The 25,712-nt window shown below is 63.5% G+C and carries 27 protein-coding genes; 14 read left to right on the top strand and 13 right to left on the bottom strand.

Translation table 11 applies throughout. The features are described 5' to 3' along the window. Positions 1 to 26: 26 nt before the first annotated feature. The 3 genes from ACIQC5_RS09400 (at position 27) to ACIQC5_RS09390 (ending at position 2,672) form a co-directional block, all read left to right on the top strand. Positions 27 to 764 carry a GAF and ANTAR domain-containing protein gene (locus ACIQC5_RS09400; protein WP_400280782.1) on the top strand — a complete coding sequence of 246 codons (738 nt, stop codon included), beginning with the start codon at positions 27 to 29 and terminating at the stop codon, positions 762 to 764. A gap of 252 nt (positions 765 to 1,016) precedes the next feature. Further along, positions 1,017 to 1,475 (top strand): hypothetical protein, encoded by a 459-nt coding sequence (locus ACIQC5_RS09395; protein ID WP_400280780.1) that lies wholly within the window; start codon positions 1,017 to 1,019, stop codon positions 1,473 to 1,475. 36 nt (positions 1,476 to 1,511) lie between these two features. Then, complete coding sequence (locus tag ACIQC5_RS09390) at positions 1,512 to 2,672, top strand: glutamate--cysteine ligase (protein WP_400280778.1); 1,161 nt, start codon at positions 1,512 to 1,514, stop codon at positions 2,670 to 2,672. 101 nt (positions 2,673 to 2,773) lie between these two features. On the opposite strand, the gene ACIQC5_RS09385 is transcribed toward ACIQC5_RS09390, so the two are convergent. Next, positions 2,774 to 3,178, bottom strand: coding sequence for a VOC family protein (locus ACIQC5_RS09385; RefSeq protein WP_400280776.1), 405 nt, complete (start codon positions 3,176 to 3,178; stop codon positions 2,774 to 2,776). A 48-nt stretch (positions 3,179 to 3,226) separates the two neighbouring features. Continuing rightward, on the bottom strand, positions 3,227 to 3,673 hold the full coding sequence (locus tag ACIQC5_RS09380) for a helix-turn-helix transcriptional regulator (protein WP_400280774.1): 447 nt from the start codon (positions 3,671 to 3,673) through the stop codon (positions 3,227 to 3,229). 25 nt (positions 3,674 to 3,698) lie between these two features. On the opposite strand from ACIQC5_RS09380, the gene ACIQC5_RS09375 reads away from it, so the two are divergent. From ACIQC5_RS09375 to ACIQC5_RS09360, 4 genes are all read left to right on the top strand, one after another. Continuing rightward, positions 3,699 to 4,322 (top strand): alpha/beta hydrolase, encoded by a 624-nt coding sequence (locus tag ACIQC5_RS09375; RefSeq protein WP_400280772.1) that lies wholly within the window; start codon positions 3,699 to 3,701, stop codon positions 4,320 to 4,322. A gap of 218 nt (positions 4,323 to 4,540) precedes the next feature. Then, the gene (locus ACIQC5_RS09370) at positions 4,541 to 5,542 is read left to right on the top strand and encodes a LacI family DNA-binding transcriptional regulator (protein ID WP_400280770.1); all 1,002 of its coding nucleotides are present in this window, start codon (positions 4,541 to 4,543) and stop codon (positions 5,540 to 5,542) included. Between the two features lie 8 nt (positions 5,543 to 5,550). After that, positions 5,551 to 6,282 carry an HAD family hydrolase gene (locus ACIQC5_RS09365; RefSeq protein ID WP_400280768.1) on the top strand — a complete coding sequence of 244 codons (732 nt, stop codon included), beginning with the start codon at positions 5,551 to 5,553 and terminating at the stop codon, positions 6,280 to 6,282. Between the two features lie 29 nt (positions 6,283 to 6,311). Continuing rightward, positions 6,312 to 8,672, top strand: coding sequence for a glycoside hydrolase family 65 protein (locus ACIQC5_RS09360; RefSeq protein ID WP_400280766.1), 2,361 nt, complete (start codon positions 6,312 to 6,314; stop codon positions 8,670 to 8,672). A gap of 41 nt (positions 8,673 to 8,713) precedes the next feature. Here the strand turns inward: ACIQC5_RS09360 and ACIQC5_RS09355 are convergent, their stop codons facing one another. Then, a complete protein-coding gene (locus ACIQC5_RS09355; RefSeq protein ID WP_400280764.1) occupies positions 8,714 to 9,094 on the bottom strand; it encodes a hypothetical protein in 381 nt (126 codons plus the stop codon). A 161-nt stretch (positions 9,095 to 9,255) separates the two neighbouring features. Here ACIQC5_RS09355 and ACIQC5_RS09350 point away from each other — a divergent pair, with 161 nt between their 5' ends. Beyond that, positions 9,256 to 10,074, top strand: coding sequence for a type II CAAX prenyl endopeptidase Rce1 family protein (locus ACIQC5_RS09350; protein ID WP_400280762.1), 819 nt, complete (start codon positions 9,256 to 9,258; stop codon positions 10,072 to 10,074). On the opposite strand, the gene ACIQC5_RS09345 is transcribed toward ACIQC5_RS09350, so the two are convergent. Next, positions 9,961 to 11,412: an HNH endonuclease gene (locus ACIQC5_RS09345; protein WP_400280760.1), complete on the bottom strand. Its 1,452-nt coding sequence runs from the start codon at positions 11,410 to 11,412 to the stop codon at positions 9,961 to 9,963. The genes ACIQC5_RS09350 and ACIQC5_RS09345 overlap by 114 nt on opposite strands. A 148-nt stretch (positions 11,413 to 11,560) precedes the next feature. On the opposite strand from ACIQC5_RS09345, the gene ACIQC5_RS09340 reads away from it, so the two are divergent. Beyond that, the gene (locus tag ACIQC5_RS09340) at positions 11,561 to 12,070 is read left to right on the top strand and encodes a MarR family winged helix-turn-helix transcriptional regulator (RefSeq protein ID WP_400280758.1); all 510 of its coding nucleotides are present in this window, start codon (positions 11,561 to 11,563) and stop codon (positions 12,068 to 12,070) included. 33 nt (positions 12,071 to 12,103) lie between these two features. Here ACIQC5_RS09340 and idi read toward each other — a convergent pair whose 3' ends face one another. Further along, positions 12,104 to 12,652 (bottom strand): isopentenyl-diphosphate Delta-isomerase, encoded by a 549-nt coding sequence (gene idi / locus ACIQC5_RS09335; RefSeq protein ID WP_400280756.1) that lies wholly within the window; start codon positions 12,650 to 12,652, stop codon positions 12,104 to 12,106. 129 nt (positions 12,653 to 12,781) lie between these two features. Between idi and ACIQC5_RS09330 the strand changes: the two genes are divergently transcribed. Further along, positions 12,782 to 13,117, top strand: coding sequence for a hypothetical protein (locus ACIQC5_RS09330; protein WP_400280754.1), 336 nt, complete (start codon positions 12,782 to 12,784; stop codon positions 13,115 to 13,117). Here the strand turns inward: ACIQC5_RS09330 and ACIQC5_RS09325 are convergent. After that, a complete protein-coding gene (locus tag ACIQC5_RS09325) occupies positions 13,114 to 13,995 on the bottom strand; it encodes a helix-turn-helix transcriptional regulator (protein ID WP_400280752.1) in 882 nt (293 codons plus the stop codon). The two genes, ACIQC5_RS09330 and ACIQC5_RS09325, sit on opposite strands and share 4 nt — an antisense overlap. A gap of 86 nt (positions 13,996 to 14,081) precedes the next feature. Here ACIQC5_RS09325 and ilvD point away from each other — a divergent pair, with 86 nt between their 5' ends. After that, positions 14,082 to 15,944 carry a dihydroxy-acid dehydratase gene (gene ilvD, locus ACIQC5_RS09320; protein ID WP_400280750.1) on the top strand — a complete coding sequence of 621 codons (1,863 nt, stop codon included), beginning with the start codon at positions 14,082 to 14,084 and terminating at the stop codon, positions 15,942 to 15,944. An 83-nt stretch (positions 15,945 to 16,027) separates the two neighbouring features. Here ilvD and ACIQC5_RS09315 read toward each other — a convergent pair whose 3' ends face one another. Further along, complete coding sequence (locus ACIQC5_RS09315) at positions 16,028 to 16,903, bottom strand: LysR family transcriptional regulator (RefSeq protein WP_400280748.1); 876 nt, start codon at positions 16,901 to 16,903, stop codon at positions 16,028 to 16,030. Between the two features lie 68 nt (positions 16,904 to 16,971). Here ACIQC5_RS09315 and ACIQC5_RS09310 point away from each other — a divergent pair, with 68 nt between their 5' ends. Then, the gene (locus ACIQC5_RS09310; protein ID WP_400280746.1) at positions 16,972 to 17,889 is read left to right on the top strand and encodes an EamA family transporter; all 918 of its coding nucleotides are present in this window, start codon (positions 16,972 to 16,974) and stop codon (positions 17,887 to 17,889) included. On the opposite strand, the gene ACIQC5_RS09305 is transcribed toward ACIQC5_RS09310, so the two are convergent. Continuing rightward, a complete protein-coding gene (locus tag ACIQC5_RS09305) occupies positions 17,886 to 18,923 on the bottom strand; it encodes a LacI family DNA-binding transcriptional regulator (protein ID WP_400280744.1) in 1,038 nt (345 codons plus the stop codon). The two genes, ACIQC5_RS09310 and ACIQC5_RS09305, sit on opposite strands and share 4 nt — an antisense overlap. A 121-nt stretch (positions 18,924 to 19,044) precedes the next feature. On the opposite strand from ACIQC5_RS09305, the gene ACIQC5_RS09300 reads away from it, so the two are divergent. Further along, on the top strand, positions 19,045 to 20,229 hold the full coding sequence (locus ACIQC5_RS09300) for a Gfo/Idh/MocA family protein (RefSeq protein WP_400280743.1): 1,185 nt from the start codon (positions 19,045 to 19,047) through the stop codon (positions 20,227 to 20,229). 2 nt (positions 20,230 to 20,231) lie between these two features. After that, complete coding sequence (locus ACIQC5_RS09295) at positions 20,232 to 21,227, top strand: Gfo/Idh/MocA family oxidoreductase (protein ID WP_400280741.1); 996 nt, start codon at positions 20,232 to 20,234, stop codon at positions 21,225 to 21,227. A gap of 57 nt (positions 21,228 to 21,284) precedes the next feature. Here the strand turns inward: ACIQC5_RS09295 and ACIQC5_RS09290 are convergent, their stop codons facing one another. The 5 genes from ACIQC5_RS09290 to ACIQC5_RS09270 all read right to left on the bottom strand — a co-directional run bounded on the left by ACIQC5_RS09290 (position 21,285) and on the right by ACIQC5_RS09270 (position 25,634). After that, positions 21,285 to 22,079 (bottom strand): TIM barrel protein, encoded by a 795-nt coding sequence (locus ACIQC5_RS09290; RefSeq protein WP_400280739.1) that lies wholly within the window; start codon positions 22,077 to 22,079, stop codon positions 21,285 to 21,287. Next, a complete protein-coding gene (locus tag ACIQC5_RS09285; RefSeq protein WP_400280737.1) occupies positions 22,076 to 23,224 on the bottom strand; it encodes a Gfo/Idh/MocA family oxidoreductase in 1,149 nt (382 codons plus the stop codon). The genes ACIQC5_RS09290 and ACIQC5_RS09285 overlap by 4 nt, the downstream gene beginning before the upstream one ends. A 125-nt stretch (positions 23,225 to 23,349) precedes the next feature. Continuing rightward, the gene (locus ACIQC5_RS09280; protein ID WP_400280735.1) at positions 23,350 to 23,643 is read right to left on the bottom strand and encodes a hypothetical protein; all 294 of its coding nucleotides are present in this window, start codon (positions 23,641 to 23,643) and stop codon (positions 23,350 to 23,352) included. A gap of 104 nt (positions 23,644 to 23,747) precedes the next feature. Continuing rightward, positions 23,748 to 24,464 (bottom strand): hypothetical protein, encoded by a 717-nt coding sequence (locus ACIQC5_RS09275; RefSeq protein ID WP_400280733.1) that lies wholly within the window; start codon positions 24,462 to 24,464, stop codon positions 23,748 to 23,750. A gap of 249 nt (positions 24,465 to 24,713) precedes the next feature. After that, complete coding sequence (locus ACIQC5_RS09270) at positions 24,714 to 25,634, bottom strand: aminoglycoside phosphotransferase family protein (protein WP_400280731.1); 921 nt, start codon at positions 25,632 to 25,634, stop codon at positions 24,714 to 24,716. Between the last annotated feature and the right edge of the window lie 78 nt (positions 25,635 to 25,712).

Below are 25,712 nucleotides of genomic sequence, written 5' to 3'. Positions count from 1 at the left end.
GCCTTGACGCGTCCGTAGACTGAAGCATGGACGAAATATACGTGGATGTTTCGCTGCCCGAACAACTGCAGGATTTGGTCATCGACAGCGACGATGTTGGCGGATTTCTCGAGGATCTCGCCGTTTTCTCGGCTGCGTCGGTTTCCGAGGCTGTTGGTTTGAATGTGTTGTGTGGGATCACTTTGAACCGTCGCCGCAGGTCGGTAACGGTGGCGGGCAGCAGCCACGAGGCGAGGCTGATCGACGAAGTGCAACAGGATTTCGGTGATGGACCTTGCCTGACGGCCATGCGGACCCACAAGACTGTTCAAGTACCTGACACGGCTACGGAAACGCGATGGACCGATTACTGCACCGTCATTGCGGAGCGGGGTCATCTTTCCGCGCTGTGCGTCCCCTTGGAATTGGATGAGGGCGCCACGGCGGCGCTCAATTTTTTCGCACCCCAAGCGAACGCTTTTGACGACGCGATCGTCCGGAATTGCGAACTGTACGCCAGCCAGGCCGAGCGCTCCCTGCGGTTGGCCGTTCGTATCGGGGCCAAGCAGCAGCATGCCGAGGACCTGGAGCAAGCCATGAGGTCCCGGACAGTCATTGACTTGGCCTGCGGAATCATCATGGGTCAAAACCGTTGCAGCCAGGATGAGGCGTTCAAGATCCTGACGAAAGCATCGAACGGCCGGAATCAGAAGCTCAGCGTCATTGCCGAGGCTCTCATCAGGTCTGTTTCCAGTCAGGAGCCGGTGACACACTTCGAGCGATAGCGGCAAAAGCCGCGATCTGCTCACTTGTGACGCCTGCCACACATGAACTAGATTCGTAGGTGGGTTAAGCAGATAGCCCTTGGAGCCTCATGACGTGGAGCCATTTATGGTCCATAAACTGCACCGATTGGCAGGGCTGGGTCCTATGCCAGTCCGCCGTGTGCATACCATGCAGGCCACTTTCAGGGTTTCCGCACCCGGCGCAGTACAGTGCGTCCCCCGCGGTGATGTGTACACATTAGGAGAATGGCAATGACGCTTGGATCCCCGATTCCCGCCCCGGAACCTGCATCAGGGGTAAAGCCCTCAACCGTCGACAAGGGAATGCGCCCATGGTGCACTGTGTGCGACACGGATTCCTTCATTTTTGTCGAAACTTTGGTGGAGGCCGAAAAGAACAAGTCCGAGGTAGTGGAAGTCAGCTACACGTGCAGCGAATGCGATACGTTCTATGCCCACGCTGTCCGCTTGGACGCGTTGGCACCGGAGATCCAGATCGAATTCCTGTCCACCTCGGCAGCGGGCCTGTGGTTCAGCTGCACGCACTGTGGTGAGCCGATGACCTTGGGCCGCCCGGCGGAGCGCTTCATCGCTGCCCCGCGAAGCACTGATGATTCGGACAGCCCAAGCCTTCTTGAGGTCTATTTGCAAACCCAGGTCCTGCACTGCCGTTGCGGCTTCCAGATGGAGGTTCCACGGCACGTTGGGTAATTGCCGTCTCTGAGCAAACCGATGAGGAGGGTGGCTGTGCGGACGTTTGGCGTTGAGGAAGAGTTGCTGATTGCCGATCCCGTGGACGGTATGCCGCTGGCCCTTGCCGCAGGCATTCTCGACGTCGCGTCCCTTTCCGGGCCGCCTGCCGGCGTCGATACCGAAGAGCATGATCCTAGCGTGGGCCCGACGTTGAAGTCGGAATTCAAGCAGGAACAGATCGAGGTTAATTCCAAGCCTTGCGGAACTGCTGCCGAGCTCAGGGACGAAATCCGGGCCGGCAGGGCGCTGGCCGATTCTGCTGCGAGGACATTGGGCGCCAGGGTCGCAGCCCTCGCGACACCGCCCGAGTTTCATGCCACGCCAACGCTGGGAAACCAGCGCTACGCAACCATGGGCAGGCAATTCGGCCTGATCTCCCGCGAGCAACTCACCTGCGGTTTCCATGTCCATGTGTCCATCGAGTCGCCGGAGGAAGGCGTGGCCATCCTCGACCGGATGCGTCATTGGTTGCCGGTGCTCCTGGCTTTGAGCGCCAACTCGCCCTTCTGGATGGGGATGGACACCGGTTTTGCCAGCTACCGGACCCAGATTTGGAACAGGTGGCCCACAGCCGGTCCCATGGACGTCTTTGGTTCGATCGAGGCATACCGTGGAGTGGTTGCGGATCTTCTTGGCTCTGGCGTGCCGTTGGACGAGGGCATGATCTATTTCGATGCCCGGCTTTCCCGAGGGCAACCGACGGTGGAAATCAGGATCGCGGACGTTTGCCTCTTGGCTGAGGATGCCCTGGTCCTGGCGGTCATTGCCCGGGCCCTCGTGGAGACGGCAGCCAAGGAGTGGCGGGCCGGTGGACCGCCCTCACCCGCCTTCACGGGCATGATTCGCATGTCCAATTGGAAGTCCAGCCGCTTTGGCGTCAACCACCAACTGTTGAGTCCTGTCGACCAGCGGCCATATCCTGCGGCCGAGGTTGCCGGCTCCCTGCTCCGTCACATTGGGAAAGCGCTGACGGAGTCCGGGGACTTGGCGCTTGCTCGCCACGGAGTGGGGCAAATTCTCCGGCGCGGCACCGGAGAGAGGCTGCAGCGGCAGGCCTATGGGCGTCGGCTGCGGCTCTCCGACGTCGTCTCCGCCGCCATCGCCTCGACGCACCAGGATGGTGAGTTGTCCGACGCCGGACTGCTTAGCCTCTAAACGAAAAAAGTACGACGGCGGGACCTTCCCGTGGCTGCCACGGCGATCTCCGCCGTCGTACTTTTGTAGGTAGAGCCGTACTTCCTGGTTGTGAAACCGGACTACTGGCCCTGGTTGATGCGGATCATATTGCCCGAGGGGTCGCGGAAGGCGCAGTCCTTTGGTCCCCAAGGCTGGACGATGGGTTCCTGGAGGACTTCGGCGCCCGAGGCGCGGAGCTTCTCGAACGTCGCGTCGAGATCGTCGGTGCTGAACACGAGCATGGGCATGACGCCCTTGGTGAGCAACTCCTGGATGGCATCGCCGTCGGCCTGTGAGCGGCCAGCGTGGGGAGGGGAAAGAACCAGCTCAAGATCAGGCTGGGCGTCGCTGCCGAGGGTGACCCAGCGCTGTCCATCCGAGCCGACATCGTTCCGGACTTCCAAGCCAAGGGCGTCGCGGTAGAAGGCGAGGGACTCATCGAGATCGTTGACGGTGACGTGTGCGTACTTCAATGAAATGTTCATGTTTCACACGCTATTGCAGCGGAGGGGCGTGCGCTTCTTCAATCCTGCTCAGTGTTCACGGGCAGGTTCGGTGGCCGTTTCCCGAGCCGCCTTGTTGCCCTTGCGGTCCGGCTTGGTGTGTTGCTTTGCGATGCAGGTGGGCATCGCCTTGACTGCCTCGTGCTCGCGTGACCGGTAATCGCTGGGGGTCATGCCAACAATTTCCGTGAAGCGTGAGCTGAAGGAGCCCAGCGAGGTACAGCCGACTTCCATGCAGGCATCTGTCACGCTCATGCCGGTGCGCAGCAATGCCATGGCGCGTTCGATTCGTCGCGTCATGAGGTAGTTGTACGGCGTTTCGCTGTAGGCAGCTTTGAACTGGCGGGAGAAGTGAGCGGGGGACATGAGGGCGCCTGCTGCCATGGTGGGCACGTCCAGCGGCCGTGCATACTCCCGGTCAATAAAGTCCCGGGCGCGGCGCAGGTGGGCCAGGTTGGCCAGTTCCTGCGGTGTCATGGGGTCAGTCTACTAGGCTCATTTCATGGAATCAGTGGTTTGGTCGAAGCCGGATAATGAGCGCGCGGGCACCCCTTTGCTCGTGATGATGCACGGCTACGGGACCAGTGAACAGCGCATGGTGAACCTCTTCCCTCACCTCCCCGGCGAGTTCACTTGCGCGGCCCTCCGCGGGCCCAAGGTGATTGGCGATGACTACGGCTGGTTCCTCCTGGACTACTTCCTGACCAATGACTTTGCTGATGTCATCTCGTCCACCAATTCGGTCTTCAACTGGATCAACTCGGTCAAGGACAACCACAGCAGCGTCAGCCTGTTGGGGTACTCGCAGGGAATGGCGATGGCCAGCACCCTGTTGCGCTTGCGGCCCCAGGCCTTTCGCGCGACCGTCGGCTTGTCCGGCTTTGTCTTGGACAACGATCTCCTGGCGCTGAGCGAATCCTTTGACGCTCCTCCGCCGTTCTTCTGGGGGCGGGACAAGGCCGATCCCGTGATCAACGAGGACGCGATTGCCCATACGGAAGAATGGCTCAACGCCAACGTAGCCCTGACCGCCCGGACCTACCCGGGAATGGGCCACAGGATCGAGCCGCCGGAACTGGTGGACGTCAGTGCTTTCCTGCGGTTCTACGTACTCAATTCCCACTAGGCAGCGGCTGGAAGCCCCGGATTAGAAGGCATCCCGGCCCAAGAATCAATCCCTTGGTGAGTTTCGCGTCACATTTTCGCAATCGCCCACACTCTATTGAATGACAAAATTGTAAGCGCTTACACTTTTTCTCTGGCGGCGCACGGAAGTGCCGTCAGTCCAGAAGCAGCCGAGTGAAGAAAGGGTTGAGGCCGTGTTGCATGGTTAGGACTCACCGCGTGACAATCCAGGACGTCGCCGTCCTCTCGGGATTGTCCATCTGTACCGTATCGAGGGCGCTCCGGAACCTCCCCAACGTTTCCGAAAAAGCCCAGCGCCAAGTAGCAGACGCTGCAAGCAAGCTGGGGTACAAGGCATCAGCGGCGGCCTCGCGGCTGGCCGGCGGCAGCACTGGGTCCGTGGCAATTGTTGCCCCGACCGCTACCTCATGGTTCTTCGCCCAAGCGGTTGAAGCAGCAGAAGAGGTCTTCGGTGACTGCGGCTACGACACCGTCCTCATCAGCCTCCGCAACAAACCCAGTGTGAAACAGCAGGTCTTCGGCGATCTTGAAAGCCTGGCCCAGCGTGTGGACGGGTTGTTGCTGCTCAACATTGACCTGGCGCCGGAAGAGATGGAAAGCTTGGAAGCTTCCGGTCTGGCGGTTGCCAGCGTGGGTATGAACAGCGTTCCGTGGGACAATGTTGGAATCGACGACGAGCATGCGGCATGGCAGGCAACCTCACACCTGCTAGGGCTGGGTCACTGGGATTTGGCCGTTCTCTCGAGCAGCGACCATCAGGTTGTATCGGAGTCGGACCGCTTCCGCGGCTTCAGGCGCGCGCTGGATGAACACCACCTCACCGTCCACCCGGACCTCGTGGTGGGCGCGGAATCGAGCATCGACGGCGGCCGCCGGGCCATGACGGACCTCATCGTCCGCGGCGCACAGCCCTCGGCGGTGTTCGCTCACTGCGATGAAGCCGCCTTCGGTGCGCTGATGGCGTTGCGGGAGCATGGCTTGTCCGTTCCGAAGAACGTGTCGGTGATCGGTATCGATGACCATCCCATGAGCTGGTTCCTGGGCCTGAGCACCGTCGCGCAGCCCGTCGCCGACCAAGGTGCCTTTGCCGCCAACCTGCTGTGCGAACGCCTGCAGAACCCAGAGACCCCCAACCACCCCTCCAACCACCTGCTCGATACCAAGCTCATCGAACGCAAAACCACGCGCCACAAGCGCTGAACGGAACTATGCACATGACTGATCTTCGTAATGCCTGGACCAGCGCTTCGGCGCTGTTGTTCGACCTCGACGGCGTACTGACGCCCACGGCCGTGGTCCACGAACAGGCCTGGCAAGAGCTTTTTGACGGCTATTTGAGCGACACAGGCCACCCGCGGGGCTATCAGGAGAGCGACTACTTCGACCACATCGACGGAAAGCCCCGTTTCGACGGCGTTCGTGATTTCCTGACCTCGCGGGGCATCACGTTGCCCGAGGGCCCCACAGATGACGCTCCCTCGAACGAAACCGTCCAGGGCCTGGGCAACCGTAAGAACGCTCTCTTCAACGAAATCGTGGACACCCGGGGCGTCGAGCCGTATCCCGGCTCAGTCAAGTTCATCAATGCTGCGTTGGAGCTGGGACTTAAGATCGCGGTCGTCTCTTCCTCTCGTAACGCTCCCGCGGTGCTGAAGGCCGCAGGACTCGACCACCACTTCAGGGTGGTCGTCGACGGTCAGGTGGCTGCCGCCGTCGGGCTCCCCGGTAAGCCGGACCCGGCCACGTTCGTATACGCAGCGGGCCTGCTGGACGTGCCTGTGGAGGAATGCATCGTGGTGGAGGACGCCGTGTCCGGCGTGCAGGCCGGCGGTGCCGGTGACTTCCGGGCAGTGATCGGCGTGAACCGCGGTGCGGGCCGACAAACCCTGCTCGACGCCGGCGCGACGCTGGTGGTCGAGGACCTCAACGAACTTCTCTGACCCTACTTTTCGAAGGACTTCATCAGCCCATGGCACTCATCAGCTCCGATCGGCTGCGCTTCCCCTGCGAGCCTTGGAAGCTCGTGGAAAACATCCACGTCCCCGGCGACGAGGGCACGTTGGAAACGCTGTTCGCCCTCGGAAACGGCCACCTTGGCATCCGTGGCGCGCATTCAACGCGAGGTGACGGCGACCTCCCTGGCACGTTCATCAACGGATTCCACGAGATCTGGGACATCAAGCACGCTGAGAACGCTTACGGTTTTGCCCGCACAGGTCAGCGCATTGTCTATGTCCCAGACGCCAACAACTTCACTGTTTCGATCGACGGCGAGGCCCTGAGCCTTGCCGAATCGACCGTGCTGGACTACCGCCGGAGCGTCGACTTCGGCACTGGTGTGTACGAGGAATCCACCACGTGGGCGTGCCGCTCGGGCGCCACGGTTACCACGGTGGAGCGCCGCGTCGTCGGGTTCGATTCGCGTGGTTGCCTTGGCTTGGAGCTGTCTATCAGCGCTGACCGTGACGTGTCCGCGGACATCATCTCCGGCGTCGTGAACCGTCAGGATCAGCCAGTGGAGGACCACTCGGCCCATGACCCGCGCCGGTCCGGCCGACACGCCGGCAGGGTCCTGTTGCCGCTGCATCTGCAGGGCGCCGATGGTTCGTTGCGCCTTGCCTGGGAGACCTCCGAATCGCGGCAGCGCATCGCCATGGCCGTGGATCACTGGATCTCTGCCGAAGGCCAGCCGTTCGAAACGGTAGTGGGCGAGGACGAGTCCACCGTCCGCTACGTTTTGGCGATCCACAGCGGCGAACCGTTCCGCTTGGAGAAGGCAGTCAGCTACGTCGTGGCCGGTGCGGACACCGGCTCCGAGGACCGCGGCGAGAGCCTTGCCTTGGAGGCCGAAGAGAATCTTGTGCCGTTCGGCGACATCATGGCCCAGAGCCAGGCGCATTACGACGAGTATTGGACGACGGCCGATATTGAGGTTGGCGGGCAGCCTGAACTTCAGCAGGCCGTGCGGTGGAGTCTGTTCCAGTTGGCGCAGGCCACGGCCCGCGCCGGTGTGGCGGGTATTCCGGCCAAAGGCGTGAGCGGTTCCGGGTATGAGGGCCACTATTTCTGGGACCAAGAGATTTACCTCCTGCCGTACCTGACGTACACCAACCCGTGTGGTGCCCGGAAGGTGCTGGAATCGCGGTATGCCATGCTGCCCGACGCGCGGGTTCGCGCCAAGGAGCTCAGCGTGGACGGGGCGCTCTTCCCCTGGCGAACCATCAATGGTCTCGAAGCCAGCGCTTACTACGCCGCCGGCACCGCCCAGTTCCACATTGCCGCTGCCATCGCATTTGCGGCCAACCGCTACGAGTGGGCTAGTGGCGACGCCGGTTTCCGTGCCGAAGTCGGCGCCGAACTGCTCATTGAGACGGCGCGGATGTGGGCTTCGCTTGGCTTCTTCGGCAAGGACGGGCTGTTCCACATCCATGGTGTCACCGGCCCGGATGAATACACGGCCGTGGTGAACGACAACCTGTACACCAACGTCATGGCGCGCTTCAATCTCCGGGCCGCTGCGGCGTTGGAGCACGACGGCGTCTCGGACACCGAGCGCTTGGTGTGGCGGCAGGCTGCCGAACGTATGTCGCTGCCGTACGATCCGCACTTGGAGGTCCACAGCCAGGACAACGACTTCATGACCCTGGAGCCGTGGGACTGGAACACGCCCAAGTCCAAGTACCCGTTGCTGCTGAACTTCCACCCGTTGGTGATCTACCGCCACCAAGTCCTCAAGCAGGCCGATACCGTGCTGGCGATGTTCCTGCAGTGGCAGGACTTCACCGCTGAGGAGAAGCAGCGCGCCTTCGACTTCTACGACCCCATCACCACCGGCGACTCCACGCTGTCCGCATGTGTGCAGGGCATCATGGCGGCCGAGGTCGGGTACGGGGACGTCGCGTTGAAGCATTTCACGGATGCCTTGTTCATCGACCTGGACAACTCACATGGGAACACGATCGACGGCGTGCACATCGCGTCCACAGGTGGGATCTGGAGCTCCTTGGTCTGCGGTTTTGCCGGCATGCGTGACCAAGGCGAAGTACTGCACTTCGACCCGAGGCTGCCCGCCGAGTGGGAAGGGCTCTCCTTCCGGCTCAGGGTCCAAGGCCGTTTGCTGTCCGTGGAACTCACGCAGGGCGCTGTAGCGTTCTCGCTCGTGTCCGGCCCGGACTGCAGCGAGGTCCCGTTGCGCCTGCGCGTTCGTGGCCAGGATGTCACGGTAGGCGAGGACACGGTCACCGTGGCGATTGAGACGGTACCCGTGCCGCCGCCTTCGATCTTCCCCAGCGTCTTCCCGACGGCTGGCCTGCCGATAGTTCGCGCGTAAGCTTCCGCTTTGTCCGTCCCAAGTGGGTGGCAGCAGATGCCCTACTGCAGGGTGTTTGCTGTTGCCTGCTTGGGTTGCGTGACCGGGCGTTCTTTTGAGTGGCGCTCCTCTGCCGCGTGGCGGCGGTCCAGTTCGTCGTTGATGAGTTGCAGCAGGGCCTGTGCCGGTTCGGACAAGTGGTGCGTGTCTGCTGAGCCCAGTTGGTCGCAATGGATCAGGACGTGACGGATACGTTCCAGTTCCCGCGATGGTACCAACGGCCAGCGATGGAACAATTGCCTGACTGCAATGGCGCCGAGCAGCGCGTCAGGTTTGTTTGGTGCAACGTGGTGGCCTGCTGCTCTTCTTCGAGCAACAGTAGCCGGTGACGGCGCGACTCCATGGGCCAGGAGAATGTCGGCCTTGAGTGAATTGTGGGCCATATGGACCTACCGGAATAGTTCGTGGAAGCCGGCTGCGTGACTTATATTCAGCTTACAGAATGTGACTTACGTCATGTCAATTGTTGCGCGCTCGGAAGCCGGAGACGATGAGGGATGCGTGAACAGTTTCGCGCTACAGACTGCCCTGAGATGATGGGGGAGTGACCTCGATATCGACGGAATCACCCCGCACTGCACTTAGCTGGAAGCTGGTGCCGGCCGTGCTTGTCTCGGTCTCAGGGGTGTTCCTTTTTGGTATCGGGAGTGACCTCATGGGCTATGGTCTGTTGGCCACGGGCCTTGTGTCCGCAGCACTGATCGACCTCGGGTTGCTGCGGCATCTCGCGCTGATTGCTGCGGGAATGGTCATTATCAGCTCGGTTCCCCTCAACGCCGATCTGAGTCTCGAACACATGGCGCTCATGGGTGGTGCGCTGGCTTTGGCCGTCCTCGTGCCGTGGCTGGCGTCGCGATTCGGTTACCGCGAGAACATCATCAAGTTTCCTGTGAACACGGGCCGTAAATGGCCTCGGACCGCCAAGCTGTACCTGATCGGAGTGGTAGCGCTCGGATATTTCATCCTGCCCGTCTATTTGATCAGCACAGGGTCTTACCAAAACTGGCCGAACGCCTCCAACCCCACCATTTTTTGGCGGCTGTTCCTTGGAGTGAATGCTGTTGGCATCTGGGACGAACTGTTCTTTATCTGCACCACCTTCACACTCCTGCGGCAACACTTTCCGGACTGGCTGGCGAACATCTTGCAGGCAACGATCTTTTCGTCTTTCCTCTGGGAGATCGGCTACCAATCGTGGGGCCCGTTGCTGACGTTTCCGTTCGCGCTCCTGCAGGGGTACACGTTCAAATTAACGAAGTCCTTCACCTACGTTGTCACTGTGCACCTGCTCTTCGACCTGGTTCTGTTCCTGGCGTTGGTGCACGCACACAGCCGTGACTGGCTGCCGATCTTCCTGTCCTGACGCGGCTGGCAGTGTCCCCGGCAATGGTGGCGCTGTTGAGCGGTAGGTGTGTCCGGTGGGTGTTGTGACGTTCAGAGTGTGTCGGCTGCCCGGTTGAGGTTTGACGCTCCATCCGGGTGTTTCTTTGGTGTGGTTGCAGGCTTCGCAGAGTCCGGCGCCGTTGGCCAGGGTGGTGGGTCCGCCGTTGTGCCAGGGGATGATGTGGTCGATGTGTCGGATGGGCGCGTCGCAGTAGGGGGTGCGGCAGGTGTCGTCACGGGCTTCGATGAAGCGCCGCATCCCTGGCGGGAAGAATCTCGCTTTCGAGTCCATGGCCAGCAGCTCGCCGCTGCCGGGGGCTGTGAACAGGCGGCGGAGGAAGACACTGAATTCTGGATCCGGCCCGGTTTCCCTCTCCGGTTCGTCGGGTCTTTCGGCAGCGATCTGCCTGGCCCATTGGGCCGGGAGGATGCCGTACCCGGCCAGGCGAGCCGGTTCGCTGTCGCCTTGGAGGAGGGTGCGGTCTGTCATGACGAGTTGGATATCGACCCGGGAGATCCCACCGGGGGTGCCGGTGAGCCGTTCGACCAAGGTGTCGGCCATGACCTGGCCGTGGGTCCGGGTGTCTGCGGTGGATCGTGCCGAAGCGGCCTGGCGGGTCAGGGCGGCATACGCGGCGACGCCTTGGGCGACCGGGAGAAGCGCGGTCAGGTAAGTCATGGTGTCCGGGGCGGGTCGGAGGCTGACGCTGCGTTCGGTGGCCGCGTGGGCGGCGCGTTGGCTGAGGGTGCGGGGGTCGCGCCGGTACGCGGCGGCTTTCGCTGCGGCGATGATGGCCCGGTCTCCGGCGCCGGTGAAGGTTCCGGTGTCCGCGGCGAGTTCCTCGTCCACCGCGGCCCGGTCCTCGACGGGAAGGCACGCTGTTTCCTTCACCAGCAACGCGGCCCGCCATTCGTTCAGTTGCCCGGTTTCGAGCGCGGCCATGGTCCGAGGCATCTCGGTGACCAACGCCTTCGCGAGCCCGAGGAGCCGGGAGCCCTTGTTGGGGGATTCACGCCGGGCCAGGGCCAGCTGCGCGGCCACACCCTGGCCCTGCTCCGGGGCGGGCACCCCGGCCTCGGCCTGTTCACGGTACTGGTCCATCTCAAAAGCGATGGCAAGCCGGGCTTGTAACGCCGCGATACCGGACTTTACCTCCTCGAGACCGCGAATCTGATCGATCAACGCAGCGCTGTCCGCACCTGCCAGGAAAGAACCCACCCCTGCCAGAAGGGCTTCCACCGACCCGGCGGCAGTAACCGAACCAGCAGACGGACTCCCGGCCCCGCTGCCTGTCTGCGCTCCCTCGATCCCGTCCATGGAATCACTCTTCCAGCCAACAGCCAGAAGAATCAGAGCCCATTTCACCTATGTGGAAAACCCTGCGAAATCGCGCCCTGCGCTGAGGTGGTTGACTTACTATCAAATGCTAGGGAAACGAGCTTCACGCTTATCGAAGGATCACCTAATGGACGCGGACGGCCACGCGAAGGGCTACTGGTACGGAAAAGACGCAGGTCAGAACGAAATTGCCGTTGATGTCCTGAACGCTCTGCGGGACTACCGTGTCTCGGAACAGGCGATGCGCAGGCGGACCCGTTCATCCATGGGCATGGGCGAAAAGGACCTGTTGGCCTTGAGGTATTTGTTTGAGGCAGAAGCTTCGGGCCGGGTGATGAAACCGAAGGACCTGGGTGACCGGCTCGGCATAACCTCGGCTTCCATGACCACGCTGATCGACCGCTTGGTTGACTCTGGACACATCCGTCGCGAGCCTCATCCCACGGACCGCCGGGCCCTCATCCTGCGGCCCACGCCTGGTTCAGACCGGGAAGTGCGGCACACGCTGGGCGGGATGCACCGCAGGATCCTGGACGTTGCGAGTGCGCTGAGCCCCGCTGAAGCAAGGGTGGTCATGGATTTCCTGCAGCGAATGCGGGAGGCCGTGGACACCATCGACGAGGACCCCGCTCAGTGATGGGTCAGGCTTTTGCAGCAGGGTGGCGGGCGGTCACGCGTCGGGCTCCAGGCGCAGCGCGTTGATGTCGATGAGCTGCCGGAACTGAAGCTGAAGCCACGGGCTGAAGGCCGCGGGCGTGTGTTCGAGGGCTTCGCCGAGCATCGCGGGCGAGACCCAGGCCCAGTCGGCTACCTCGGCGGGGTTCGGAGTCAACGGGCCGGCGGACCGGGCAACGTAAACGGGACAAACTTCGTTTTCGACCACGCCTGCGGGGTCCACTGCCCTGTACCGAAATTCAGGCAACACCTCCTCGATTGCCTTAATGTCCGTTCCCAGTTCGAAGTGGGCTCGGCGAATGACGGCGTCCAGGGGGTCTTCGCCCGGGGTTGGGTGTCCACAGAAACTGTTGGTCCATACCCCTGGCCACGTCTTCTTTTCAGGTGAGCGGCGGGTGATGAGGACTTCGCCGGATTCGTTGAGCAGGTAGCAGGAAAAGGCAAGGTGCAGTGGTGTCTGCCGGGTGTGAACCTCTGATTTGGGAGCCTTTCCGATGGCTTTGCCGGCGTGGTCGAGCAGAATGACCAATTCGGTCGCGTTCATCTGTCACCTTCCTCGCACCACATATTTGCTAGCAAGACTAGTAAGTAGACTACCATTGCAGTCGCGCGACGACATGGCTAACGGGTTTGCGCCGGAAGATGAAGCCGAGCGGATTGTTAGGCTGGATTCATGAAACGTCACCTCGCAGCCCTGTCCATAATTCCACTGATGGTGGTGCTCGCCGGCTGTGGCGCGGTAGAAGAAGCTGCTGGGAACGCTGCCAGTGAGGCGGCCTCAAAGGTGGCTTCTGCCGCTGCCGATGAGGTGACCAAGCAGATTTGCGCGGTAGTCCAGGACGGCTTGGTGAGCGTGCAGGACAAGCAACTGCTCAGCGGCCTCGTCGCCTCGGCGCAGGCTTCCGGTGTTCCCGCGGAAATCACGACGCCGTTGGGCCAGATTGCGGAGGCCGGGGACCAAGTGCCGGCCGAGTCGGTCAAAGCACTGAAAGACGCCTGTTCAGCTTAGGTTGAAGGGCGACGGCGGCTGGTACCTTGCGCCAAAAGCGGCCCTTGGCCGTTCCCTTCCATGAGGCGCCGCATCTGGCCCTCGGCATTGCTGCCCGGCGTAGGGGTGTACACGACGATATGGAGATCGGGCCGGTCAGAGGGCGCTACCTGGTGATGCTCGAGCTGGAGGACTCCAACGGCCGGGTGGTGGAAGAGCCGCTCGCGTGATTCGAAGCCCAGGATGTCGTATTGATCCCAGCTCTCCTGGAACTCCCGGCTGGCCTCCCTGAGCCGTTCCACTTGGTACTTGACGTCGGGGTCGCCGAGGCGCTGGCCGGTTTCGGCGCGGAACTCGGCCAGGAACCTCTTGCTGGTGACGTCCCAATCGGGGAGCAGGTCGCGCACATACGGATCCGTGAAAACGAGCCACAGCAGGTTCCGGTCCGAGGCGGCAACGTGGGCGATGTTCGGGTAGAGGGCTGCGTAGGCCCTGTTCCAACCCGCCACGCCCCAATCCGGGGACAGCGCATAAGAAGGGTTGGGGTCCAGGGCATCGAGCAGGCGTTGAACATGGGCGGGAGCGTCGGTCGCGACGGGACCCGAGGGCTGCGCCGTCGAATAGCCGCCCAAGGAAAGGACGTAGCTCAAGCCGGTATCGGACAGGTGGAGGGTCCGGGCGATGGCCTCGAGGACCTGCCGGGACGGCGTGATGTCCCGGCCCTGTTCCAGCCACGTGTACCAGGTGACGCTTACGCCTGAGAGGAAGGCGATCTCTTCGCGGCGAAGGCCGCGCTCGCGGGTGCGCCCAACCGGCGGGAGGCCGTAGTCGGAACGCAGTGCTTGGTTTCTGCGGGTTCTGAGGAACAGCCCGAGTTCCTTGCGCCTCTCATCACTCATGCATCCAACACTATTACTCTGGTACTTTCACTACTAGTAGCAGCGCCGTCTTCCACCTGCCGTAGAAAATCAGCAGGATGGTACTTATGCCTGCACTTCGCTCCAGAACAGTCACCCACGGCCGCAACATGGCCGGCGCCCGCGCACTGCTGCGCGCCTCCGGCGTCGCCAACACGGACATCGGTAAGCCGATCATCGCCGTCGCCAACAGTTTCACCGAGTTCGTTCCCGGCCACACCCACCTTGCTCCCGTGGGCCGGATCGTCTCCGACGCGATCCTTGCCGCCGGTGCAGTGCCGCGCGAGTTCAACACCATCGCCGTGGACGACGGCATCGCCATGGGCCACTCCGGCATGCTCTACTCCCTGCCGTCCCGCGACCTGATCGCAGACTCCGTTGAGTACATGGTCAACGCCCACTGCGCCGATGCACTGGTCTGCATCTCCAACTGCGACAAGATCACGCCCGGCATGCTCATGGCGGCATTGCGCCTGAATATTCCCGTGGTGTTCGTTTCCGGCGGTCCCATGGAGGCCGGCCGCGTGACCCTGACCGACGGCTCCGTGCGCTCCCTGGACCTGGTGAACGCGATTGCCGACGCCGTGGACGAATCCATCTCCGATGAAGACATCAACCTCATCGAAGAGAACGCCTGCCCCACCTGCGGTTCCTGCTCGGGCATGTTTACCGCCAACTCCATGAACTGCCTCGCCGAGGCTATTGGCCTGGCCCTGCCGGGCAACGGCTCCGTGCTCGCGACCCACACTGCCCGCAAGGCGCTGTACGAGAAGGCCGGCGCCACTATCGTCGAGCTCGTGAAGCGCTATTACGACGGCGACGACGACTCCGTGCTGCCGCGCTCCATCGCCACGGCCGAGGCTTTCGACAACGCCATGGCACTGGACATCTCCATGGGTGGCTCCACCAACACGATCCTGCACCTGCTGGCCGCAGCCCAGGAGGCGGGCGTGGAGTACGGCCTGGCCGAGATGGACGCCAAGTCCCGTCAGGTGCCCTGCCTGGCCAAGGTGGCCCCGAATGTGGCCAAGGACAAGACCTATTACATGGAGGACGTGCACCGTGCCGGCGGCATCCCCGCGCTGCTGGGCGAGCTGAACCGCGGCGGCCTCCTGCACAAGAATGTCCACTCCGTGCACTCCGCAAACTTGGACGGCTGGCTGGACGACTGGGACATCCGCGGCGGAAAGGCCACCGAGGAAGCGCAGGCGCTGTGGCACGCGGCTCCCGGTGGTGTCCGCTCCTCTACGGCGTTCTCGCAGTCGAACCAGTGGACGTCACTGGACACCGACGCGGAGGGCGGCTGCATTCGTTCTGTGGAGCATGCCTACTCCAAGGACGGCGGCCTGGCTGTGCTGCGCGGCAACGTCGCAGTGGACGGCGCCGTAGTGAAGACCGCAGGCGTGGACGAGTCCATCTGGATCTTCGAAGGCCCCGCAGTTGTGTGCGAATCGCAGGATGAAGCGGTGGAAAAGATCCTGAACAAGTCCATTAAGGAAGGCGACGTGGTGGTCATCCGCTACGAAGGCCCCAGGGGCGGACCGGGCATGCAGGAAATGCTCTACCCGACCTCATTCCTCAAGGGCCGCGGCCTGGGCAAGAAGTGCGCCCTCATCACGGACGGCCGCTTCTCCGGCGGCACCTCGGGATTGTCGATCGGGCACATCTCTCCGGAGGCTGCCTCCGGCGGCGCCATCGCCCTGGTGGAGGACGGCGACATCATCAGCATCGACATCACTCAGCGTTCCCTCCAGTTGCAGGTCTCGGACGAGATCCTCGCCGAGCGTCGCGAAAAACTCGAAGTCAACGGCGGGTACAAGCCGAAGGACCGCGAACGCCACGTGTCTCCTGCCCTCCGCGCCTACGCTGCGATGGCACTGTCCGCAGACAAGGGCGCCGTCCGCGACGTCTCGCTGGTGGAGAACCTCTAGCCGCGGGGCTTCCGCCCGGCCGTTTGCCGCCGTCGTGGTCCCCTTGAAGGGGCCCGGCGGCGGGGCCTGTCAGCGCGCTGCTCTTAGTCCGCGCTATACAACCCCGCCAGCAACTCCACAATCCGGTCGCATTCCCGCGGCGGGTCTTTCTTGGACCACGCCGCATAGACGGGCACTGGCGGGGCGTCACGAACCAGGCGATACAGCAGTCCGCGCCGGCGGTATTGGTGCGCCGTGGATTCGGCGGTGATGCCACGGGCTTTGCCGCCGCCAATCACATTCAGCCAGTCGTCGATGTCCTGGACAGGGATCACTTCCTGGGGCCGCCCTTGCTCGGGCCACAAATCCAATGAGGTGCTGCCCGTCCGCTGGTCCATGGCCACCGGTCGTTGGGCAATGTGCGCGAGAGTCACCGACCGTCTCGCCGCCAACGGATCGTCGGAGGACATGGCGCAGTAGCGCCTCTCCGCGCCAATCCGGACATGCTCGACGGCGGCAGCATCCGGCAGGCGCCGAAGGATGGCGAAGTCCGTGGTTCCATCCGTAAGGCCCGCAGTGGGGGTGTTGGACCGGACAAGCTGCAATTCCGTGGTGGGGAACGTAGCCGCCCAGCGTCGCTGGAACTCCGTCGTGTGCTCGCCCAGGGCGGACCAGGCGTAGCCGATCCTGATCTTGCCGGTGCCGGCGCGGGCATCCCGCTCCAGATCTGCCAGGAGCGAGAGGATGCGCCGCGCCTTGGCCAGGACGCGCTCTCCTTCTGCCGTGAGTCCAACGCTGCGTGTGGTGCGCTCAACCAGCCTGACGCCCAAAGCCTGCTCCAGCCCGGCGATGTTGCGGGACACTGCCGCCTGGGACATTCGGAGCTCGATTGCGGCGTCGGTGAAAGTGCCCTCCTCGACCACAGCGGCCAGGCAGCGCAACTGCCTCAATTCGACGTCCATGCGGCTCATCTTATTCATGCACGTAGCGTATAAATAGCGGCGTCCATGCATTTAGTGGATGCGAGACCGAAGCGCAGAATTTCACCATGATCGAGACCAGCGCTTCCGGTGCCCCGCAGTTCCGCCACGCCGGGAAGTCCCGTAAGGCCGGCGGGGCCGCAACCCTGGTGGCCAGCGCCCTGTCCAACCAGCTTGGCGCAGCCAGCGGTTCCCTCGCCTTCCCTGTGATGGGTCCCGTGGGTGTGGTGGCCGTCCGCCAGCTGGTTGCCGCAGCCGTGCTCCTGCCGATCGTCCGCCCGCGGCTGCACAAACTCAGTTGGCGCCAGTGGTGGCCCGTGCTCCTGCTGGCTGTGGTCTTCGGGACTATGAATCTCGGCCTCTATGCGTCCATCCAGCGCATCGGCCTCGGCCTCGCGGTGACCCTTGAGTTCCTGGGGCCCTTGGCGGTTGCGCTGATCAGCTCCCGCCGGAAGAGCAGCGCGCTCTGTGCAGTCGCAGCTGGGATCGGCGTCGTCGCCATTACCCGGCCGGAGGCATCCATGGATTTCGCTGGCATCGGCTTTGGGCTGATCGCCGCTTGCAGCTGGGCCGCCTACATACTCTTGAACCGGACGGTGGGCCAAAGGATCCCGGGAATCCAGGGGACAGCAGCCGCGTCGGGTGTTTCGGCCACCCTGTTCCTGCCTGTCGCCGTCGTGATTTTCCTGAGTCGGCCAGTGGACGGATTCGCTGTCCTCTGTGCGGTGGGGGCGGGTCTCCTCGCGTCCGTCTTGCCGTATGTGGCGGACCTGATCGCCCTGCGCCGGGTTCCAGCGAATCTTTTCGGCGTGCTGATGAGCATCAATCCCGTATTCGCCGCAATTATCGGCGCCGTGGCCCTGCACGAAGATTTGGCGGCCGGGCAGTGGGCCGGGATTGGCTTGATTGTGCTGGCCAACGCGGGCGTACTGCTACTGCGGGGCGGCCACGAACCCGACGGCGGCAAGCCGGCCGAACGCCGCTAGGAACCGGCCGGCGCGTGCCCCGTTGACCCCCGAACCTGAAGCTGGGAAGGCACTTGGTGGAGCCGTCCCGGAAGATCGGGTGTGGTGAGACGCTCCAAGATGAACTTGCCGGCCTCGACCCCCACTGCGAGGTTCCCGTTGTCCACCGAGGTCAGCGAGAGGTGTCGGATCTTGGCCAGGTAGGTGTTGTCGTAGCCCACCAGTGAGAGGTCTTCAGGCACGGAGAGGCCGAGATCGTCCGCCGCCGAGAGTGCACCAATGCAGGCGATGTCGTTGTAGGCGAAGATCGCCGTCGGCCGATCCGGGCCGGCCAACAAACGGCTCGCGGCGCTGTAGGCACTCTCTTCGCTCACGCCTCCGGCTACGACGGTCGGGTTGAGGCCGGCCGCACGCATGGTCCGTTCGAAAGACAAACGCCGCAGCTTTCCCACCTCGCCCGGCCCCTGCAGGTGGGCAATGCGTTGGTGACCCAGATGCAACAGATGCTCGGTGGCTTGCTGCGCGCCGGCGTCGTCGTCATTGACCACAATGTCCACGCCGGGAAGGACGGGTTCGCGGGTTCCAGCGAGGACCACCGGGATGATTCGCGCGGCCTTTTCGATCGCGGCCGACTCGTTGGTGGTTCCGACAACCACCAGCCCGTCTATTCGCTGCTCCAGCAAGGTTTCCACGGAACTCCGGCCCACGCGCTGATCCGTATACGAGTCGGCCAGGACGGGCGCAACACCTGCCGCATGGAGGGAGGCTGTCAGCCCTTCGAGCAACTCGACGAACCACGGGTTGCGGATGTCGTTGAGCATCACGCCGATGGTCCCGCTGCGTGTGCCGGAAAGTCTCTGGGCCAACCGGTTGGGTCGGTAGCCGAGGTTGTCCATGGCTTCCAGGACCGCACGACGGCGGCTTTCACTGACGTTGGCGGAGCCCTGCAAGACGAGGGACACCAGGGATTTGGAGACACCGGCGGCGCTTGCGACGTCGCGGATGGTGGGCTTGGTCCCGGGCATGCTGGGCACGGATGCGGGGGCATCAGTCACGGCGTTGTCTCCTCTCGGTCCCGCGGGTTCCATCCAAGCTTAGAGGGGTTGACGAGCGGCCTTCCCGCACTCCATTATGGACCGGTCCAAATAAATTCCAAAACGTCAATGAGGATCTTCAATGAGTGCACCAAATACGCGGCGGCTGATCGCAGGCATGGTGGGAGGCGGCGCCGGGGCGGACATCGGCAAGACGCACCGTTACGCCATGCGCCTGGACGACCATTTCGAACTGCAGGCCGGGATCTTCGGGCGCGATCACAACACTTCGCAACTGATCGCCGCTGAACTCGGCGTGCCGGACGACCGCAACTACGCCGACTACCGCGAGATGGCCGCCGCCGAGTCCGCACGTGAAGATGGCGTGGACATCGTGGTCGTGGCAACTCCCAACGACAGCCACTTCGAGATCGCCCGGACGTTCCTCCAGGCAGGGATCTCGGTGGTCTGCGAGAAGCCGCTGACCCAGGACTCGGAAACCGCAGCGGAACTGGTGCGCATCGCCGCCGCCAACGACGCCGTCCTCGCCGTGCCGCACTGCTACTCGGCCTACGCGATGGTGCGCCAGGCTGCCCGGATGGTCCGCAATGGTGAGTTGGGCGCCATCCGGTTTGTCGACGTCGAACATGCCTCCGGCTGGGCTGCGACGCCGCTCGAACGGCTGGGCCACAAGCAGGCAAAGTGGCGCACGAATCCGGACATCGCCGGTTTTCCCAGTGTTGTTGGTGACCTTGGCACTCACGCCTTCCACCTGCTCCGCTACATCACCGGGCTCGAAGCCGAGCGCGTGTCCGGCCGGTTGCAGACCTTGGTGCCCGGCCGCCGGGTTTTCGATCACGCCACCGTTGAACTTGAGTTGGTCGGCAACGTGCCCGCGCGGCTCTGGGCCAGCATGGCCGCGACCGGCCACAACCATGGGCTCCGCATCCGCGTCTACGGCGAAAATGGCAGCCTCGAATGGCAGCACGAAGACCCGCATCACCTCACAGTCCAGGACGTGGCCGGCGCCACCACCACCCTCACGCACGGGCTCAGCGCGCTGCACGAGGATGCGTCCCGGCTCACCCGTGTTGGCCTCGGACATCCCGAAGGCTTCCTTGAGGCCTTCGCCAACTTCTACTCCGACCTCGCCGAAGTCCTCCGCGCCCGCCGCGACGGCACTGCATTGCCGGAGCGTGAGCTCAGCTTCCCTACCGGGGTCGATGGACTGATCGGTGTCCAATTCGTCGAGGCCGTCGCCGCCTCACACCACGACGGTTCCATCTGGAAAGTCCCCGAGTCCCTGAACCAGAAAGCAGCAATCTGAACATGACCCGTTTTGCCCTCCTGGGAGCCGGCTTCATCGGCTCCGTCCACGCCGCCAACCTGGCCGCCCACCCCGGCATCGATTTCCGGCTCATTTACGATGTCGACCAGCAGCGCGCACAGACCCTCGCCGCTGCGCACGGCGCGAGTGCCGCCTCGACGCTGGATGAAGTCTTTGACGCTTCGGCGATCGATGCCATCTTTATCGCTTCATCCACCGACACCCATTCCGAGCACCTCCGCCGCGCGGCGGCCGCCGGAATCGGGGTCCTCTGCGAGAAGCCGATCGACCTGGACCTTGACCGCGCCCGCGAGACCGCGTCCTTCGCGCAGAACAGCGGCGTCCCAGTCATGGTCGATTTCAACCGCCGGTTCGATCGTGACTACGCCGAACTCAAGCGTGTGGTGGACTCCGGCGAGATCGGCAAGGTGGAGCTCATCCAGCTCACCTCGCGCGGCCCGTCCATGCCGCCGCTGTCCTATGTGGCAGTGTCCGGTGGCCAGATGCGCGACCAGACCGTGCACTTCTTCGATCTTGCGCGCTGGCTCAGCGGTCTGGATCCAGTGGAGGTCTTCGCCGCAGGTTCTGCTCTGGCGGAGCCCGGGATTGCGAAGTACGACGACGTCGACACCTCCGCCGTGACACTTCGGCTGCCCGGAGGTGCTTTGGTCCAGATCGATTCCGTACGGCGCACCGGATATGGCTACGACGAACGCATCGAGATCATGGGCTCCGAGGGAATGGTGGAAGCTCGGCGGCACCGCAACGGAGCGGTTTCCCGGTACCAGTCCGGCCGGGTGGTGGACGACGGGCTGCACCCGGGGTGGTTCGAGCGCGTGCAGCCAACGTACGCCGCTGCCTTGGCCGCATTCGTTTCCTCGCTTGAGGAAGGCTCTGCACCAGTGCCCTCCCTGGAAGATGGCTTGAAGGCCCAAGCCATCGCGGAAGCCGCCGTGCTCTCACTCCGTAGCGGTCGCCTGGAACCGATCAAGTACTAACCCAAGTAGGTAGCAGTAGTGCGCGTTATGAGCAGTCAAAACGCGCACTACTGCGACTCAGTTGAGAGAGAAAGCGGCGCGGAAGGCGGCCAGTGCGGTGTCCCCGGCCTCGATACCTTGGCCGCCCATCGCGCCGGCTTCCAAGCCAATCACTCCGGTGTAGCCGGCATCGCTGAGAGCCTTGGCGATACCCGGGTAGTTGACCTCGCCGGTGCCGGGTTCGAAGCGTCCGGGAACGTCGGCTACCTGGATTTCGCCGGTCCACGGCTGTGCCGCCCGGACCAGCTCGATCAGGTTCCCCTCGCCAATTTGGGCGTGGTAGAGATCCAGCATCATCTTCACGTTGGGGTGGTTGACGGCCTGTACGAGTGCCAGTGTGTCCTTGGCCCTCGCCAAGGGGATGCCCGGGTGGTCGAGGATGGTGTTCAGGTTTTCCAAGGCGAAAGTGATTCCGTGCTTCTCACCCAATTCCGCCAACTGCTCCAAGGTGCGCAAGCCGGTCAGCCACATCTCACCGGTGGAGCGATGTGCAGGCCGGACCGCCACCCCGCCTTCTCCGAGCTCGGCGGGGTGAACCACCATCCTTTCGACTCCGAGCTCCAGCGCCGTGGGGATCAGCTTCTCCGCCGAAGCCACCACCTCGTGCGCATTGGCGGGGTCGATCACGCTGCCGCCGAAGTAGCCGCTCATCGACGAGAAGGTGGCACCGGTTGCTGCCAAGGCCGCGATGTCCCGCCCACGGGTGTCCCACAACTCCACTTCGAAGCCGTAATCGTGGATGCGCCGAACGCGGTCCATCAACGGCAGTTCGCCGTAGACCATCTCAGCGCAGACGGCCAGGCGGAAGCTCATGCTCCGGCCGCCTGCAGCGAGGGGCTGCCAATGGGTGCAATCTCGGCGGCCTGCAGGTCCGCGATCGAGGACACCTGAACCGGCAGCCCGGTTTCTGCGGATTTGAACGCGGCCAGGGCAACGGCGAGGGCATTGCGGGCATCCACACCGCCGGGAGCGGCTGGCGCGTTGGCCGCCGTCGTGCTCTCTGCGACTGAGCCGCGGCGTGCTCTGACATCGTCTGCGAAGCAGGCAAGCTCTGACGTGTAAGCGTCGTGGAAGAGGTCGATGTTCAGCCTCGAGGTTTCAGAATTGATGCCCGCTGCCGTGTAGCTGGTCGCGTTGCTCGCCTGCGGCCCGCCGGCAGTGACCATGCCAGCCGAGCCGAAGACTTCGCCGCGGACGTCGTAGCCGTAGAGCGCGTTGAAGTTGGCTTCGGCAACCGCGATTGCGCCGTTGCTGTAGGTGACGGTCACCACCGCCGTGTCCAGGAGTCCGTCTGGCTTGGCTTCCGGGGCAACCAGCGCATCGGCTACTGCGTGAACCGTGACGGGGACGGCGCCGGGGTTCAGCCAGTTGAGGGTATCGAAATCGTGGATGAGGGTTTCCAGGAAAATCGTGCCGGGGGCAATGCGCTCCGGGTTGCTGAGGCCGGCCTCGGTTCCGGGGTCCCGCGTCAGGGAGCGAAGCAGTTGCGGGACGCCCACGGCGCCGTCGTCGATCAACCTGCGGGCCGCCGCGAAGTCGGTGGAGTAGCGGCGGTTAAAGCCGAAGCGGAGCACGACGCCGGCAGCCTCGGCCGCGGAAATTGCAGCGTCCAGCTCGTCGATGGTGCGCCCGCCGGGCTTTTCGCAGAAGACGTCCTTGCCAGCCGCGGCTGCCGCGGCGATCAGTTCGGAGTGGAAGCGAAGCGGCGCTGCGATCAGCACGGCATCCACGTCCGGATCGGCCAGGACATCGGCAACATCGGTGGTGATTTTGGTGACGCCAAGTCTGCCGGCCAGTGCTTCGAGCGCGGGAAGAACAGGATCCGCGATGGCCTCCAGGCGCGCATTGGGGATGCGGCGGGCGATTGACTCGGCATGGAATGTGCCAATCCAGCCCGCGCCGATCACGGCAATGCGGACGGGGTGGTCGTCGTTGACCGGATGCTGAAGGTACGTCATGGTGCTCCTCGATTCAAATCTCTAGATCGTTCTAGTCGAACCATCGTTACACGGCTTGGGTCTCGCCGTCTAGATCGTTCTAGTCGATGTTTTGCTGGATGAGATCACGACGGCGGATGGCAGCTTCAGTCGATCCCGCGCGGCGGAAGCGGCGGTTGCGCCTGGCGCCCCGCGTCGCCGTCGATCTTCCCGGGCTGCGTCGGATCCAATCGCTCGACGCTACGCGCGTTTGCGTCGCTTTGCTTGCTACGAAGGCCCCCAAGGGCGAGGGCGGCGAGCGGAGCCAGCAAGAGGAGGAGGGACACGCTGACCACCGCGACGACGCCCGTCAGGACAACCAGTCCGGCCATCAAGATCAGGTGGCTGTCCAGGGTGTCGAAAATCGACAAGGCGGACGGCATTGACTTGGGGGTTTTCACATCGTGCTCCTGCAGCGCATCCGGTTCTCATCTTCCAATACCTATGAGTGTCGGGAAGCTGCGGAATGTGTCGGGGCTTGCCGTACCAAGTCACGTATGCGGTGTCAGGGCTGGCGCAACGGCGAGTCCTTGGCGAGTTTGACCACGATCATCTGGTCATTTCCCGGGTCCATTGGGTCGTACCAGAGCGTAGTTTCCTGCCCGTCCAGTACCGGCTCGGCGGCGTCGATCAGCATGGGGCGCTGCACCCAGCGTTGGACCCCGCTGCCGTCGCGGAAAGTGAAAGTGACCGTGGTGAAGATCTTGGCGCTGTCTCCGAAGACGACGTAACCCTTGTCTGTGACGGTTGCCGTGGTCGCTGCGCCCGCGCTCATCACCGCTTGCTCACGGGCCGCCAAGGCACGCCGCTTTTGGGCGGCCCAGATTCCCAAACCGGCCAGCAGGAGGCAAATGGCCAGGCAGCCTGCGGCTACCCAGGTAAGCGTTGGAGGGTTACCGAGTTCGACGGCGGCCAGCGTGACGCCGGCTGCCGCGCCAAACCAAGCGATGGTCCCGCCCAACGTCAGGCCGAGTCTGTTGTGCTTCATCGCGATGCCCATCCAGGCAATGGAGCTAAGCACCAGTAGCGGGATGCTGGAGATAACGGCTGCCATGGCCAAAGCAGGTGGCTCAGCCCCTTCGAACTCGGCCAGATGTGGCCACCCAAAACCCGCGGCCAGTCCGCCGATGAATTGGAAAGCCAGTGCGAGCATGATGCTGACCGGGCCAGGGCGTTTGCTCGCGCGGAGTTTCCTGAGGGCGACGGGGTCAACGGTGCTCATGGGCACATTAAACCCTGCGGAATTGCTCAGGCTTGCACTCTTGGCGGTACTGCCTGCGTGTTTCGCTGCGTCCCTGAGGAAGTGCCGGTTGAAGTTGGACAGGTTGGCGAAGTCCGGCGGCCGGGTCCAGTCGCCGGAGCCGGACCGATCGGCATCATCGCGGCACAGGCCGCCCGGACTGCGTGGAAGGGTTCGACGTCGGTGCCTTCTCTGACATTTCCGGCGCACTCCAGGCGGTCCGTTCCGGAGTCAAAGCCGTGGTCTACCCGGGCCGGTGACGTCGGCGATTACTTGCTCGATTTGGTAGCGGGAGACGCGAGCCAGTGCCGGGTTGGTGTGGACGTAATACGGATACGCCACCAAGCCAATGGACAGCGCCCACGCCCGCCCGCGGTCCCAGGTATTGTGGTCAACCTCGACGGCGGTGCGGAACGCCTCCCGTGTTGGTGCGTCCAGCAGATTCCAGGCGACGATCAGGTCAACAGCCGGATCACCGATGGCGAGGCCACCCCAATCGATGACGCCAGCGAGCCGTGAACCGCTGACCAAGAGGTTCCCGGGTTGCAGGTCCGTGTGGATCCACACCGCGTTGCCGTCCCCTTCGGGAGCTTGGGCCACCAGATCCCACACCTCCGTCAGCAGTGCCGTGTCCAAGAGGCCGTCGCAGTCGGCAATGGCCTTGCGCGTGGCAGTTTCGCGGGCGTCGATTCGCCCGCCACGATAGCTGCTGAGCGTGGCGTCGGAGGCAGGGACACCGACGTCGATCGCATGCAGTGTCCGGACGAACGCGGCCAGATCGGCAGCGAGACCAAGCTCAGCGCGGCCCGGGACCGGGTTTTCTCCGGGCAGCCATTCCGATACCGTCCAAGCCCATGGATACCCGCGGCCCGGCGCCCCTTTCGCGATCGGAGCAGGTATGGCGGCCGGTAGCTGCGGGCCCAGGAACGCGGAGTATTTCCACTCTTTAGCGAGGGACCCGGCTGCATCGTCTATCCGCGGGAGCCTGACGACGAACCGATCTCCCAATCGGAGCATCACGTTGTCCGTCCCGCTCGACGCCACAGGAACCAGTGGCATGCCGGCCCACGCTGGGTACTGATCTGCCAGCATGAGGGCGACCATTTCGACGTCGATGTCTACCTCGGCCTCGTGCAGTTTGCTGATCAACATTCGGCCAATCTACAACCGAACTCCCATTTTGGGCTTTGGTCCGGGGGTACCTTGCCAAGAAATGAATATTGTTCGAAA

This window comes from Paenarthrobacter sp. NPDC092416 (genome assembly GCF_044755025.1).
GTDB lineage: Bacteria > Actinomycetota > Actinomycetes > Actinomycetales > Micrococcaceae > Arthrobacter.
The sequence above is the reverse complement of the archived record's forward strand: the minus strand, read 5'-3'. Positions and strand labels throughout refer to the sequence as shown.

Bases quoted from the DNA above. Each gene is read 5' to 3' on its own strand.
- ACIQC5_RS09400 (WP_400280782.1), top strand. From the start codon at position 27: ATGGACGAAATATACGTGGATGTTTCGCTGCCCGAACAACTGCAGGAT.
- ACIQC5_RS09395 (WP_400280780.1), top strand. From the start codon at position 1,017: ATGACGCTTGGATCCCCGATTCCCGCCCCGGAACCTGCATCAGGGGTA.
- ACIQC5_RS09385 (WP_400280776.1), bottom strand. From the start codon at position 3,178: ATGAACATTTCATTGAAGTACGCACACGTCACCGTCAACGATCTCGAT.
- ACIQC5_RS09380 (WP_400280774.1), bottom strand. From the start codon at position 3,673: ATGACACCGCAGGAACTGGCCAACCTGGCCCACCTGCGCCGCGCCCGG.
- ACIQC5_RS09375 (WP_400280772.1), top strand. From the start codon at position 3,699: ATGGAATCAGTGGTTTGGTCGAAGCCGGATAATGAGCGCGCGGGCACC.
- ACIQC5_RS09365 (WP_400280768.1), top strand. From the start codon at position 5,551: ATGCACATGACTGATCTTCGTAATGCCTGGACCAGCGCTTCGGCGCTG.
- ACIQC5_RS09360 (WP_400280766.1), top strand. From the start codon at position 6,312: ATGGCACTCATCAGCTCCGATCGGCTGCGCTTCCCCTGCGAGCCTTGG.
- ACIQC5_RS09355 (WP_400280764.1), bottom strand. From the start codon at position 9,094: ATGGCCCACAATTCACTCAAGGCCGACATTCTCCTGGCCCATGGAGTC.
- ACIQC5_RS09345 (WP_400280760.1), bottom strand. From the start codon at position 11,412: ATGGACGGGATCGAGGGAGCGCAGACAGGCAGCGGGGCCGGGAGTCCG.
- ACIQC5_RS09340 (WP_400280758.1), top strand. From the start codon at position 11,561: ATGGACGCGGACGGCCACGCGAAGGGCTACTGGTACGGAAAAGACGCA.
- idi (WP_400280756.1), bottom strand. From the start codon at position 12,652: ATGAACGCGACCGAATTGGTCATTCTGCTCGACCACGCCGGCAAAGCC.
- ACIQC5_RS09330 (WP_400280754.1), top strand. From the start codon at position 12,782: ATGAAACGTCACCTCGCAGCCCTGTCCATAATTCCACTGATGGTGGTG.
- ACIQC5_RS09325 (WP_400280752.1), bottom strand. From the start codon at position 13,995: ATGAGTGATGAGAGGCGCAAGGAACTCGGGCTGTTCCTCAGAACCCGC.
- ilvD (WP_400280750.1), top strand. From the start codon at position 14,082: ATGCCTGCACTTCGCTCCAGAACAGTCACCCACGGCCGCAACATGGCC.
- ACIQC5_RS09315 (WP_400280748.1), bottom strand. From the start codon at position 16,903: ATGAATAAGATGAGCCGCATGGACGTCGAATTGAGGCAGTTGCGCTGC.
- ACIQC5_RS09310 (WP_400280746.1), top strand. From the start codon at position 16,972: ATGATCGAGACCAGCGCTTCCGGTGCCCCGCAGTTCCGCCACGCCGGG.
- ACIQC5_RS09300 (WP_400280743.1), top strand. From the start codon at position 19,045: ATGAGTGCACCAAATACGCGGCGGCTGATCGCAGGCATGGTGGGAGGC.
- ACIQC5_RS09295 (WP_400280741.1), top strand. From the start codon at position 20,232: ATGACCCGTTTTGCCCTCCTGGGAGCCGGCTTCATCGGCTCCGTCCAC.
- ACIQC5_RS09290 (WP_400280739.1), bottom strand. From the start codon at position 22,079: ATGAGCTTCCGCCTGGCCGTCTGCGCTGAGATGGTCTACGGCGAACTG.
- ACIQC5_RS09285 (WP_400280737.1), bottom strand. From the start codon at position 23,224: ATGACGTACCTTCAGCATCCGGTCAACGACGACCACCCCGTCCGCATT.
- ACIQC5_RS09275 (WP_400280733.1), bottom strand. From the start codon at position 24,464: ATGAGCACCGTTGACCCCGTCGCCCTCAGGAAACTCCGCGCGAGCAAA.
- ACIQC5_RS09270 (WP_400280731.1), bottom strand. From the start codon at position 25,634: ATGTTGATCAGCAAACTGCACGAGGCCGAGGTAGACATCGACGTCGAA.